9 protein-coding genes are annotated in these 13,468 nt (G+C 49.2%); 1 reads left to right on the forward strand and 8 read right to left on the reverse strand.

Translation table 11 applies throughout. The annotated features are described in order from the left end of the window. Window positions 1-31: 31 nt before the first annotated feature. The 3 genes from ABGI61_RS15795 to ABGI61_RS15805 form a co-directional block, all read right to left on the reverse strand. Entirely contained in the window at window positions 32-1,309 is a 1,278-nt protein-coding gene (locus ABGI61_RS15795) for a KAP family P-loop NTPase fold protein (protein WP_347603012.1), read from the reverse strand. A gap of 158 nt (window positions 1,310-1,467) precedes the next feature. After that, window positions 1,468-2,130 (reverse strand): hypothetical protein, encoded by a 663-nt coding sequence (locus ABGI61_RS15800; RefSeq protein ID WP_347603015.1) that lies wholly within the window; start codon window positions 2,128-2,130, stop codon window positions 1,468-1,470. Further along, window positions 2,088-3,011 (reverse strand): DUF4747 family protein, encoded by a 924-nt coding sequence (locus tag ABGI61_RS15805; protein ID WP_347603018.1) that lies wholly within the window; start codon window positions 3,009-3,011, stop codon window positions 2,088-2,090. The genes ABGI61_RS15800 and ABGI61_RS15805 overlap by 43 nt, the downstream gene beginning before the upstream one ends. Window positions 3,012-3,245: 234 nt before the next feature. On the opposite strand from ABGI61_RS15805, the gene ABGI61_RS15810 reads away from it, so the two are divergent. Continuing rightward, window positions 3,246-3,620: a nuclear transport factor 2 family protein gene (locus tag ABGI61_RS15810; RefSeq protein ID WP_347603021.1), complete on the forward strand. Its 375-nt coding sequence runs from the start codon at window positions 3,246-3,248 to the stop codon at window positions 3,618-3,620. A gap of 22 nt (window positions 3,621-3,642) precedes the next feature. Here ABGI61_RS15810 and rraA read toward each other — a convergent pair whose 3' ends face one another. The 5 genes from rraA to yfcC all read right to left on the reverse strand — a co-directional run bounded on the left by rraA (window position 3,643) and on the right by yfcC (window position 13,453). Then, complete coding sequence (gene rraA / locus ABGI61_RS15815; protein WP_347603024.1) at window positions 3,643-4,125, reverse strand: ribonuclease E activity regulator RraA; 483 nt, start codon at window positions 4,123-4,125, stop codon at window positions 3,643-3,645. 311 nt (window positions 4,126-4,436) lie between these two features. Continuing rightward, window positions 4,437-5,849 carry an FAD-dependent oxidoreductase gene (locus tag ABGI61_RS15820; protein WP_347603027.1) on the reverse strand — a complete coding sequence of 471 codons (1,413 nt, stop codon included), beginning with the start codon at window positions 5,847-5,849 and terminating at the stop codon, window positions 4,437-4,439. 9 nt (window positions 5,850-5,858) lie between these two features. Further along, window positions 5,859-10,319 (reverse strand): glutamate synthase large subunit, encoded by a 4,461-nt coding sequence (gltB, locus tag ABGI61_RS15825; protein ID WP_347603030.1) that lies wholly within the window; start codon window positions 10,317-10,319, stop codon window positions 5,859-5,861. A 440-nt stretch (window positions 10,320-10,759) separates the two neighbouring features. Beyond that, on the reverse strand, window positions 10,760-11,941 hold the full coding sequence (gene iadA / locus ABGI61_RS15830) for a beta-aspartyl-peptidase (RefSeq protein ID WP_347603033.1): 1,182 nt from the start codon (window positions 11,939-11,941) through the stop codon (window positions 10,760-10,762). Window positions 11,942-11,968: 27 nt separating this feature from the next. Then, window positions 11,969-13,453 carry a putative basic amino acid antiporter YfcC gene (gene yfcC / locus ABGI61_RS15835; protein ID WP_347603036.1) on the reverse strand — a complete coding sequence of 495 codons (1,485 nt, stop codon included), beginning with the start codon at window positions 13,451-13,453 and terminating at the stop codon, window positions 11,969-11,971. Window positions 13,454-13,468 lie beyond the last annotated feature (15 nt).

Below are 13,468 nucleotides of genomic sequence, written 5' to 3' on the forward strand. Positions count from 1 at the left end.
TGTTTTGGTTGTAGATTAAAGCGTTTGCTAATTAGCGGCTTAAAGTGAGTATTTCATTTATATGATTTTTTAGCGCATTTTGAGAGTTTATGTGAGAAGCGGTTCCACCCAGAATAGAATCCATGATGTCCTCAGGAACTTGTTGGACTTTACGCAGACGATCAAAGTCCAGTGCTAACCTTATTCTCATGACCTCTTCTGCTGAGATGTCTGTCTGTGTTAATTGCCTCAAATCATTTGGTTTTGTCAGAGCCCAAAAAATAATCATCGCTAAGTCTCTGTTATATAGCCCATTGCTTGTGCCATAACAGAATCTTCTAATTGCAATGGCGAGACTTGAAAAGGCTTGAGTCAGCCTTGCGCTAACCTCACTAAAGAGGGAAAAAAGATGCAAATATTTTAATAAATCACTCAACACCTCGTCGTTTAAGTCCAGATTTTCGCTGTATGTGTCAAAACGATCTTTGGCTAGCTTGAAGATGCCAGACTTGTGGATAAGTTTTTCTGGAGTCGGGAACTGGATGTTTAGTCCAATAAACTTATTAAGATACTGCGTTGCGTCAATACCTATACCATATGTGTGCTCTACCATTCGCTCTAGTTGTTGACGATGGTACGAAAATAAAAAAATTATACCATCGGTGTTAAGCAAATGATGCACGGCTTCTAAGATTTCAAGTGCATGCTTCGGTGTGCACCTATCTAGATCATCAATCACAACTATAAGTTTTGCTTTATCCGACATCGTACAAATTAACTTTCGCATGCTGGATTTAAAGCTTTCTTTAATGTCTCGATAAGAGTTACCAGGCCGAGTCCTTTCTAGGATGAATTTTTCAACGCCGGTTTCGATATCATTTGCGAAGTTTTCTACTGCACTAGTGTCGCTCGTGAATTTAGCTGCTAAATCTTCACTCGATTGTCTTAAAAGAGTCTTGGATACGGCATTTAGAGTAACATCAGAAGCTGCTTTAACAAATTTCGCTGTCGCCCTTGCAACATCTAAAATTGCTGTCTCAACAACTGTTTTTTCACCCTGATTCAATACCACAGTATTCTCAAGTATGGTGGTAACGAGACTAAGAAAAACGTCTCCATCTTTCTCATGCTCGAAAGCGTCGTAAATAATCAGCGGTAGCTTGGTCTGCTCAGCTTCAGGTTTAAGTACATGTTGAACAAAGAATGTTTTGCCATATCCCCATGGCGCATCTAACCCAACTGCAAAAGGAGTTGGTAACATTTTAATGTGGCTCAGTAGCAAGCCTGCGAATCGTTTTCTATCAAAATAATCTTTAGGCGCATCGTCCACGCTTAACCTTCCTTTACTGTCTTAGTAGCTTAAAACCGTGTTAAAAACCTTACAAGCGATTTAGCAGGTCCTTGCTAAAGTGGTGGTCATACAGAATATCCAAAATCGTCACTTCATCTGAATCACTCGGCGAGCGGGTAATCCGCGAATCATTCGTCTTACTTGTACTTCAATTTTGAATGCCTAGATGTTTTGTTCATCCGCTGCAATCGAAGTGATTTTCGTTGGATTGCACTAACTTTTTTAACTTCCCTTTGCACTTTAACTGCAAGGTAGGCCTCATACATACGAGTAACTCGGTATAGACCGAGCGTAGCAGATAATGCCGTGAGCAGTGCATACACAAATACAGCAAAACCAAGGAAGGTAAATACCTTTACAATTACAAAGTATTGCTCTCGAAAGTGCACGATTATCCAGTATTCTTCAGGTAAAGCAAAATTCATCCCCTTAGCCCATAATGCACATACCAGAGCTAGCGTCTGAAGCACGATAAAGTGTACAAAGTTGGCGTTAATACCCTCATAAATGCTGACCGTTTCATTGGGGCTTTTTACCGCTATGAATTCACGGAATTTGTCATCACCTATCGCTATCCACAGCGCAAAACCTCCAAGACTAAAACCCAGCAGGTTTGGGATAACCGATAAGACAGTATCCCACCAGCCTGGAACAATCCAAATTTGATGCAAACAACCAGACAGAATAAGCGCGCCCCAAAAATACAGGCTACTTAAAAGTCCTACCACCCCTCCATAGGCTGTCCAATAGCGCGATATTATAGATGCGGCCTTAATTCTGTTTGCTTGTTCGGTTGGCATCTATATCTTTTCCAAATTTTTAACGCTGTTTTATATAGAAATGACAGCACTGTCTCACGCTTCGGGTTAAAGAAAACTGTCTCAATCATTGGATGGCTAACTGTCGAAAAGTTAACCACCTTATTATTGTCGTCCCGTCCTTTAAGTTCAAACCGACCATTATTGGCGGCAATTTTGGCTAAGGTTGTCATTGATCTATCCATGACGATAGACTTGCCGTTAATGGCTTTATATTCCTGCTTAACTTCTGCTACGTGCAGGCTATTCAATTTAGCTAGAAACTCTGCTTCCTGCTCTTTAAAGTGATCTGCATTTGGTCGTGTAACTTTAAACTTCACACTTGATACTCTTGGAGTTTTTAGAGCAACTTCCACCGCATCTTCTTTCGGAATGTGCGTAACGTTTACGTCGCCGTACACTGATACTATGTCTGAGTTAGCAAAAATACTTTTAAAAATTCTCGTTGCAACATTTGGATTAAGCACAGTGCCACGGTCATAAGCTTCATAAAACAAAATATGTTTTTCCGGGAAAAATACGAACCTGAAACGGCTCATATTTGGTTTCAAATGCTCCGGTATGTTTATACTCTCTAAATCGCTTTCTTCAGCCTCCTGATTGTTCTCCAAATTTAGCCAAGGGCCATCTAAATCAATATCTGTAAACTTAACAATGTCACCCTGAATAGGTGCATCTACCGCGTCTCTTAAAAGAGGATCGAAGGAGCTGACTCCGGTTATAATCGCCAAATGTTTATAGCCAATGTTTGCAGTGATACGTTGCCTACTAGCTTGTTTAAACATAGAGACATAGCGCGCTGCAGTATGCGGGTGAATGGTGATATTAATCGCGCCTACATCAAGTTTCCGTTGCTTTGCCATCCCAATTTCCTATCTTAGGTTTTCTTCCATGCTCGCTGATCATGACTTTTGACGCAACAGAATTTTTCTTATCAACTTACTGGCTTTAGAGCGGGTCTTTTTTTACCTGGTGACTTATCATTACCTCTCTAGTTTTACAAAGAAACCAAAAGGGTCAATACAACGAATAGAGTCAGAGTCATTGATGTTTATTATTGAGTGAAAATACAAATCAATAAAAAGAGATATTTCTTAGTGCATAGCGACACAGTTAAACAGCAATTAATTGAGCTGGAACAGCTATTGGTACAGCCCACTACGCGGTTATCTGCCGAGCTACTAAACCGCTATCTGGCCGATGATTTTTATGAAATCGCCGCTACCGGCCGCTGTTTTGGTAAAGCTGATGTGCTGGAGCGTTTACCAACAGAAACCCCACCTGTGATTACCCAACAAGATTTTAACTGCCGGGTTTGGGCCGAAGGGCTGGCGCAGCTGACTTACCGCGCCACTATACAGCGGGAGGGTGACGATACAGCGGCGTACTCCATACGAAGCTCACTCTACCGTTTTGATGGTGAAAACTGGCAGATGTTGTTTCACCAGGGCACCGCGTGTGAGCCGTTCTGAAAACTGCTCCAACTGACGTTCTTCACAGCAACTGCTTAGTCGCTACCAGCACGCCATTATTATCGGCATACACAAACTGGCCGGGGATAAAATCTACTCCGGCGAAAGTTACCGTTACATTGATATCGCCCAAATCGCGTTTGTCGGTTTTCATTGGGTGAATACCCAGCGCCTGCACGCCGAGCGGCGATTGGCGTATCTCGTCAATATCGCGAATACAGCCGTTGACAATAATGCCTTCCCAGCCATTGGCTGCCGCTTGTTCGGCCAGTATATCGCCCAGTAGCGCATGGCGCTTAGAGCCGCCGCCGTCGACCACTAACACCTTACCCTGCCCCGGTGTGGCGACTAACTGCTTAACCTTGGAGTTATCTTCAAAGCATTTCACGGTAACGATTTGCCCGCCAAAGGCGGCTTTGCCACCGTAGTTGGTGAAGATAGGATCAGTCACGCGAATGCAGTCGGCGTGGGCGTCGCAGAGGTCTGGCAGGGTAAAGTGGGGCATGTTGTTCTTCCTTGTATTGTGGCTATGCAGGTTTGACTGATGTGTATTGCTCGAACCGGGTTATCCACGCTTTGAACCTGCAACCGGAAACGATAAAGCGAGATTAGGCTTACCCTAAGCTGACCGTTGAAGCCCCGGACGGGCTGAGACGAGCCCCCAGGGATGGGTTTACGGCGTGTCGGCGTGGGTAAGCCGGTTCGAGCATTTCGCTTAAACCGGCAGCTTAATCTTGCCTTAACTGTCCGCTGCTGCGGATGGCACAAGCATCAAGCAGAAGCGGACGTTACACCTGCGTTTTTATACCTGCGTTTTTATACTTGTAAGTAGTCCAATATACCTTCGGCAGCCTTACGGCCCTGGGCGATAGCGGTCACTACCAGATCTGAGCCTAATACCATATCGCCACCGGCAAAGATTTTCTGCTGGTTGGTTTGCATGGCGTAGGTACTCTTTTCGCTGGCTACAACCCGGCCTTTGCTGTCCAGCTCTACACCCATATCGACTAACCACTGCGGTGGGCTGGGCTGAAAACCAAAGGCAATTACTACCGCATCAGCTGGTAACACCAGCTCAGAACCCGGCACTGGCTCGGGGCTGCGGCGGCCTTTGGCATCCGGTGCGCCCAGTTGGGTGGTCACTACCTTAACGCCAATCACCTTACCTTCGGCGTTAACCTCGATACCCAGCGGTTGTAAGTTAAACAAAAACTCGACGCCTTCTTCGCGCGCGTTTTGTACTTCCTTACGTGAGCCTGGCATATTGGCTTCGTCGCGCCGGTAGGCACAGCTAACCTTAGTAGCGCCCTGGCGAATGGAGGTGCGTACGCAGTCCATCGCCGTGTCGCCACCGCCTAACACCACCACGGTTTTGTCTTTTAAGCTAACGTATGGGTGCTCCGTCTGCCAGCCCATCAGGTTATTGATATTACCGATTAAAAACGGCAGTGCTTCATACACACCTGGCGCATCTTCATTGGCTAAGCCGCCTTTCATTGGCGTGTAAGTACCCAGCGCTAAAAACACCGCATCAAACTCGTTTAATAAGCTGTCGAAGCTGACATCAACACCAACGTTGGTGTTTAAGCGAAACTCGATACCCATTTCGCTAAAAATCTGCCGGCGCAGCTTAAGAACGTCTTTCTCCAGCTTAAACGGCGGAATACCAAAGGTTAACAGGCCACCGATTTCCGGATAGCGGTCAAACACCACTGGCGTGACGCCGTTGCGTATCAGTACATCGGCGCAGGCTAAACCGGCCGGGCCGGCACCAATAACGGCGACGCGGCGCTCGGTTTTTACCACGGCAGATAAATCCGGCCGCCAGCCCATCTCAAAGGCTTTGTCGGTGATGTATTTCTCAATACTGCCGATGGTTACCGCGCCAAAACCTTCGTTTAGCGTACAGGCGCCTTCGCATAAGCGGTCTTGCGGGCAGACCCGGCCGCACACTTCCGGCAGGCTGTTGGTTTTATGCGACAGCTCAGCCGCTTCAATGATCTTGCCTTCGTTGGCCAGCTTTAACCACTGCGGAATATAGTTGTGCACCGGGCACTTCCATTCACAGTAAGGGTTGCCGCAATCCAGGCAGCGATCGGCCTGACCTTCCACCTGGGTGTGGGTCATTGGCTGGTAAATTTCCACGAACTCGATAGTGCGTTCGTGGTGTGAGCGTTTTGGCGGATCAATCCGTTTTACGTCGATAAACTGGTATACATTCTGTGCCATAACGCCTCCCTACATCGCCTGTACCCGCAGCTCGGCTGACGAGCGTGCGCGGTGTCCCAGCAAGGTGTTTACATCGCTGGTTTTTGGTTTAACCAGCTTGAATTTACTTAAGTAGCTGCCAAAGTCATTTAAGATTTTTTGCGCTTTTTCACTGCCGGTTTCCTCGACATGCTGGTGCAGCAGGCTACGCAGGTGCTCTTGCAGTATGGGCGTGCTGACGTCCAGCGCTTCTACCAGCTCCGGGTTTAACCTAAGCGCTAAATCGTCCTGCTCATCCAGCAGGTAAGCAAAGCCACCGGTCATACCGGCACCGAAGTTCACCCCGGTGCAACCCAGCACCACGACCACGCCGCCGGTCATATATTCACAGCAGTTATCGCCGGTGCCTTCTACTACCGCTAAGGCACCGGAGTTACGCACCGCAAAGCGCTCGCCGACCTGACCTGCAGCGTATAAACGCCCGCCGGTGGCACCGTACAAGCAAGTATTACCGGCAATGGTAAAGCCGTTTTTGGCAAAGGCCGCGCCCTTGGCCGGGTAAATCGCCAGCATACCGCCGGTCATGCCTTTACCGACGTAGTCGTTGGCATCGCCTTGCAGTGACATATGCAGGCCACCAGCGTTCCACACACCAAAGCTCTGGCCGGCAGTGCCGGTTAAACGGATACGGATGGGATCGGTTGCCATACCCTGGTTACCGTGCTGACGGGCAATAAAGCCGGACAGCGCCGCACCCACTGAGCGGTCGGTATTGCGAATACTGACACTGAGTTGACCACCGCTTTTGTTCAGCACCATCTGCTCGCAGCGCGCTAATAGCTCCTGGTTTAACTTACCTTCATCAAACGGTGTGTTGTTTTGCACGCAGTACAAGGCTTTATCTGATTGCACGCCACTGGCTTGCAGAATAGGCGTTAAATCCAGCCGGGCCTGCTTTTGCGTTTCACTGTCTTTGACGCTGAGTAAATCGGTGCGGCCGATAAGCTGAGTTAACTCAGTTACGCCAAGTTGCGCCATCAGTTCGCGCACTTCAAAGGCCAAGAACTTAAAGTAGTTCATTACCATCTCTGGCAGGCCGTTAAAGTGATCGCGGCGCAGTGTTGCATCCTGGGTTGCTACACCGGTGGCGCAGTTATTTAAATGGCAAATACGCAGGAACTTGCAGCCCAGCGCCACCATAGGGCCGGTACCAAAGCCAAAGCTTTCAGCACCTAAAATAGCCGCTTTAATCACATCAAGGCCGGTTTTTAAACCGCCATCTACCTGCAAGCGCACGCGATCGCGCAGGCCGTTTTCGACCAGCGCCTGATGCACTTCGGCAAGGCCCAGCTCCCACGGGCTACCGGCGTATTTAACCGAGGTTAGCGGGCTGGCGCCGGTGCCGCCGTCATAACCGGATACGGTAATCAAATCAGCATAAGCTTTGGCGACACCGGTGGCGATGGTGCCGATGCCAGGCTCTGATACCAGTTTGACGGAGATCAGCGCCTGTGGGTTGACCTGCTTTAAATCGAAAATCAGCTGGGCTAAATCTTCAATTGAGTAAATATCGTGGTGCGGCGGCGGTGAAATTAGCGTCACGCCGGGTACCGAATAGCGCAGGCGGGCAATTTCTGCGGTCACTTTCTCACCCGGCAGCTGACCACCTTCACCCGGCTTAGCGCCTTGCGCCACTTTAATCTGGATAACTTCAGCATTAACTAAGTAATGCGGCGTCACACCAAAGCGGCCGGAGGCCACCTGTTTAATCTTAGAGTTTTTCTCAGTGCCAAAGCGGCGTGGATCTTCACCACCTTCACCCGAGTTAGAGCGCCCGCCCAAACGGTTCATCGCAATCGCCAGGGCTTCATGCGCTTCCGGGCTTAAGGCGCCGATAGACATCGCCGCACTGTCAAAACGCGGATACAGCTTGTCCTCGCTTTCAACCTGCTCCAGCGGCACCGCAGCGGCTGCATTTAGTTTAAATAAGTCACGTAAATGCGCTACCGGGCGCTCGTTGACAATACGGCTGTACTGCTGATAGTCCTCGTATTTGCCGGAGCGCACCGCTTTTTGCAGCGTTTGCACCACATCCGGGTTGTAGGCGTGGTATTCGCCATCGTGTACGTATTTTAGTAAACCACCGTGATTTAACGGCTTGCGCTTGAGCCAGGCGACGTTGGCAAGCTGTTGAATGTCCTGCTGGAAATCGTCGAAACCGGCACCGCCTAAGCGTGATGGGATATCGGCGAAGCATTGCCGCATCACCGCTTTATCAATACCGACGGCCTCAAACAGGTTAGAGCAACGATAGCTCGCCACCGTTGAAATACCCATTTTCGACATGATTTTGTACAGGCCTTTGTTAATGCCTTTACGGTAATTCAGTACTGCCTGGCGCGCGGTTAAGTTAATAACACCTTTCTCAACCAGCTGTTCAACGGTTTCATAAGCTAAAAACGGATAAATACCGGTGGCGCCAAGGCCAATTAATACGGCGAAATGATGCGGGTCACGTGCAGTGGCGGTTTCGACAATAATGTTGGAGTCGCAGCGCAGCTGGGCATTAACCAGCGCATGTTGCACCGCACCTACTGCCATAGCAGCAGGTATTGGCAGTTTGCCTTGCTCGATGCGACGGTCAGTTAACATCACCAGCACTACCTTGTTATCGCGCACCGCTGTTATTACATCGTCACAAAGCTGGGTGACGGCTTGCTCTAGGCTAAAAGTGCTCGGGTCAAAGTTCAGTGAGAAAATCTGATGCTTGTAGTACTGCTCGTCCGCCTGTTTTAGCTGCTTTAAGTCGGAATACATCATCACCGGCGATTCAAACTGAATCCGACGCGCATAACCGGCAGTTTCTTTAAACACGTTATGCTCGCGACCGATGCTGGTGGCCAGTGACATCACATGAGATTCGCGCAGTGGGTCAATCGGTGGGTTGGTGACCTGCGCAAACTGCTGACGGAAATAATCGTACAAGGTACGCGGTTTGCGCGACAGCACCGCCATTGGCGTGTCATCACCCATAGAGCCTACCGCTTCCTGACCATCTTTGGCCAGCACCGTCATCACCTGATCAATCTCTTCATAGCTGTAATTAAACAGCTTATGCAGCACCAGCATTTCATCATCAGTAAAGACACGTTTACCGATAAGGTCGGTTTCGTATTTTTCGTATGGCACCAGCCGCTGCACATTGCTATTAAGCCAGTCGCGGTACGGGTGACGCGCCATTAAGTCGGCGTCTATTTTATCTGAGCGCCAAATTTCACCACTGGTGGTATCTACCGCCAGCATTTCGCCCGGGCCAACCCGGCCTTTTTCCACCACTTCATCCGGCGTGTAATCCCAGATACCCACTTCTGACGCCAGCGTGATCAGTTTATCGCGGGTAATCACAAAGCGAGCCGGGCGCAAACCGTTGCGGTCCAGGTTACAGGCTACGTGTTGTCCGTTGGTCATCACAATACCGGCCGGGCCGTCCCACGGCTCCATATGCATGGAGTTAAACTCATAAAAGGCTTTTAAGTTGTCGTCCATTACCCGGTTGCCCTGCCAGGCAGGCGGTACTAATAAACGCATAGCACGGAATAAATCCATACCGCCGGCAAGCAGCAATTCAAGCATATTATCCAGCGAGCTGGAGTCTGAGCCGCTTTGACCGACAAAAGGCGCGGCGTCCTGCAGATCCGGTAATAGCGGTGAGGCAAACTTGTATTGGCGGGCGCGGGCCCACTGCCGGTTGCCGGTAATGGTATTAATTTCACCGTTATGGGCTAAAAAGCGAAACGGTTGCGCCAGTTGCCAGCGCGGCATGGTGTTGGTAGAGAAGCGCTGGTGGAATACGCAGATAGCGGTTTCCATGCGAATGTCAGCCAAATCGAGATAATAACGCGGCAAATCGGCCGGCATCATCAGGCCTTTAAATACGGTAACCAGTGATGAGAAACTGGGGATGTAAAAGTCTTTATCGTCGGTGAGTTGCTTTTCAATACGGCGGCGCACCATATACAGGCGGCGCTCCAGGTCGTGATCGCCCCAGCCATGTGGCGCGTTAACAATTACCTGTTCAATTTGTGGCATTGAGCTAAGCGCCAAGGGGCCCAGCACGCTGCTGTCAACCGGCACCGTGCGCCAGGCGACTAAGGTTAAAGTTTCGCGGCCAATTTCCTGGGCGATAATTTTTTTGGCTAAAGCGGCTTTTACCGGATCCTGGCTGAGGAAAATCATACCGACGCCGTATTTTTTCGCTAAATTCCAGCCGTTTTCTTCGGCGATAGCACGGAAAAAACTATCGGGTTTTTGCATTAATAAGCCGCAGCCATCGCCGGTTTTGCCGTCGGCAGAAATACCGCCGCGATGTTGCATACGATCCAAGCCATTAATGGCGGTTCTGACGATGCGGTGGCTGGCTGCGCCCTCCAGATGGGCAATCAGACCAAAGCCACAGTTTTCTCTTGCCTGACTGTGTTGGTACAACGCCATGACTCACCTCCAAACTTGTCCTGATAAATAAATAAATAAATAAATATGTATTATTTTTGAATTATTATTCTTATTGTTGGTTTTTGCTGCTGCTGAAAGAAAATAACGGTTACTCTTTCAGAGGTCAATGCGTTGTAGAGTATTTACTCTTGAAATGTTTAGCCGTCTAAACGTTCAAGTGCGTACAGGTATACCGTGACTTGTGGAAAAAAGCAAGCTGACTTTATAGTGCTTGGCGGGTGAAATAACGCAGAAAGCGCAGTTTTGAAATTGAAAATTAATTACATGAATTGGCGATATTTTTGCCATTGATAGCAATTGGCATAATAAAAAAGCTGCCGTGGCAGCTTTTTTTACCAATCACACTATGGCAAAAGGCGCCATATTTATGCGAGTTGTGGTTGCTTGTCAGGGGGCTATTTGTCAGCTGCTAGTTGGCCTTAACGCTCAAAGGTACCTTTTACCAGGGCTTTGCCTTGTTGCACCAGCAATTTGCCTTTGGCTATGACACTATCAATAGCCAAGTCATCGCGGCGCAGCAGTACCAGATCGGCATCTAACTGTGGCGCTAAACGGCCTTTTTGCTTTAACCCCAACACGGCAGCCGGTGCTGCAGTAATACTGCAGATTGCATCGGATAGTGCCACCTTGTGCGTTAATACGGCTTCACGGGCGCTTTGATACAAGCTTTGCACACTGCCTACCTGCAAGCCTAATAGCTCGCCTTCGTCGTTGTAGATTGGCAGGCTGGCATTGCCATCTGAGCTAAGTGTTAATTGCATTGCGTTGATGCCAAAGGCTAAGGCTTCAGCCAGTGCTGCAGCAGCAGCCACTTCGCCATGTTTTAAGTCAAAGTCAGTGGTGCTGGTGGTAAAGTCAATTACGCCGCTTTTAGTGGCAAACTCTAAACCGGCTTCAAACACCCGGCGGTTGCGGTTCATATGGGTAGGGTAGAACTGCTTGAGTTTTAACTCGGTACCGGCCACCGCCTGATATATCGGCTGCAAAATACGCTCGCCGGCGCCCATATGCACACTCACCACGCCGCTTTTGCCCGACAGAATGCCGCCAACCCGTGCTGCAGCAGCCACTTTGCGAATTTCATCGGTGGTGGGCTGTGATGAGCGGTGATCGCTGATGGCAATTTCACCGACACCGATAAACTTATCAATCAGGATCAAATCATCAGTGATATTGCCGGTCAGGGTGCGACAGGGGATCTCATAAGAGCCGGTATGGCAATAGGTGCTGATGCCTTCAGTTTCCAGCGCATGTGCTTTAGCCAGCAGATTAGTGAAGGTGCGGGTGGTGGCATCGGTACCCAGCACGCCAATAGCGGTAGTAACGCCACCTAAGGTGGCATCGGTTAATTGCATTTCCGGGGTGCGGGTGGCAAAGCCGCCTTCGCCGCCACCGCCGATAAAATGCACCAGGGAATCAACAAAGCCCGGAGTAAGGTAATAGTCCTTGCCGTCTATTACCGTTACCGGCAGGTTGGAGCCTGCCAGATTGAAGTCTTCACCAATAGCGGCAATAGTATTGCCTGCAAGTACTACGTCTTTTTTACCAATACTGTGGGGGGCCAGCAGCTCGGCATTTTTTATTAAAATAATGTTGTTCAAAATAGTTACCTTAAACAGCTCGCGCTGTTATTGATATGCAATAGCAACGGCGATAAACATAAAGGCGCTGGCCAGTGCAAACAGACACAGCTGTAATTTCCAGACAAAACGCAGCCAGACTGTCCAATCTACCCGTACCACACCCAAACAGCCGATTAATGCCGCCGAAGTAGGAATGATGCAGTTGGTTAAGCCATCACCAAGCTGAAAGGCTAAGACGGCAATCTGGCGCGAAAGTCCGACTAAATCGGCCAGTGGCGCAATAAGTGGCATCGTCAGCGCCGCCTGACCTGAGCCGGAGGCAACAAAGAAGTTAATCACGGACTGGATCACCAACATCAGCCAGGCGGATAAATAGGCTGGTAAATCGCCCAGCAGCTGGCCGCTGTAATACAGCAGCGTGTTAAGTACAGAGGGCGATTCGGGGCTGTCACCGCCTAACAGCAGCACAATGCCTTTGGCCATACCGACAATCAGCGCAGCCGGCAACAGTTCAGCTGCGCCGTGCTTAAAGCCGTCAGCAGCGTCATTCATGCTAAAACGTTTTCCCAGCACTGCAATAACCGCTATCACCACACCAATGGTAAAAAACTGGCTGGCAATTTCCGGAATGTAGTACTGACGTACTGTTACGCCCCAGATGATCCAAATTAAGCCAGCAAAGAACGCCAGCAGAATGATGGAGTCCAGGCCGTTGTATTGGTTTTTCGCACTTTCGCTTTGCTCTGAACGCAGCTTTTGATCGCTGGCAAAACTGAGCGACAGCTCTGGCTGGGCTTTAATTTTGGCGGCATATTTCATAGTGAAAATAATGCCAAACAGGGTAAAGACCGCCCACATGGCAATACGCAGATCACTACCAGACAACAGCGGAATTTCCGCTATACCCTGAGCAATCGCGACATTAAACGGGTTCATCCAGGAGGTAGCAAAACCGATTTGGGTGGCCACATAGGTTACCAGTACCGTGGTAATGGCATCGTAGCCCAGCGCTAGCATCAGTGGCAGCAGCACAATACAAAAGGCAATAGCTTCTTCACCCATACCAAATACGGCACCGCCTAATGAAAACAGACCAAACATCAGTGGAATAAACAAAAACTCCATGCGCTGGGTTTTGGCGATAAGCGCCAGAATACCATTGTGGATAGCGCCGGTTTTCATAATGATGCCAAAGGCACCGCCGGTGAGCAGAATAAAGGCCACTACGCCGACGGCAGAGCCCCATTTATCACCGGATACCAGGCCTTCAAAGGCATAGTTAAAAAAGCCGATGCCGCCACCTTCAGCAAACAGCGGCGCACCTTGCTCAGCGTCCTGGTGCAGTGTAAAGCTGTTGGGGTCGATTTTGCTTTTCAGTTTGGCAGCACCCTCAGCCAAGTGTGCCGGCTCCAGCATAGTGAATGAGCCGGCAGGCACCAGATGCGATGCCACAGCGGCCAGTATCATGACAAAAAACAGAATGATAAAGGCATCCGGCATTGATACCGGTTGTCTTACTTGATTAGCCATAGTGTAAACCTTGTC

Source organism: Rheinheimera fenheensis, assembly GCF_039871805.1.
GTDB lineage: Bacteria > Pseudomonadota > Gammaproteobacteria > Enterobacterales > Alteromonadaceae > Alishewanella > Alishewanella fenheensis.

Coding starts and splice junctions, on each gene's coding strand:
- ABGI61_RS15820 (WP_347603027.1), bottom strand. CDS start 5,849: ATGGCACAGAATGTATACCAGTTTATCGACGTAAAACGGATTGATCCG.
- rraA (WP_347603024.1), bottom strand. CDS start 4,125: ATGCCCCACTTTACCCTGCCAGACCTCTGCGACGCCCACGCCGACTGC.
- gltB (WP_347603030.1), bottom strand. CDS start 10,319: ATGGCGTTGTACCAACACAGTCAGGCAAGAGAAAACTGTGGCTTTGGT.
- ABGI61_RS15800 (WP_347603015.1), bottom strand. CDS start 2,130: ATGCCAACCGAACAAGCAAACAGAATTAAGGCCGCATCTATAATATCG.
- ABGI61_RS15805 (WP_347603018.1), bottom strand. CDS start 3,011: ATGGCAAAGCAACGGAAACTTGATGTAGGCGCGATTAATATCACCATT.
- yfcC (WP_347603036.1), bottom strand. CDS start 13,453: ATGGCTAATCAAGTAAGACAACCGGTATCAATGCCGGATGCCTTTATC.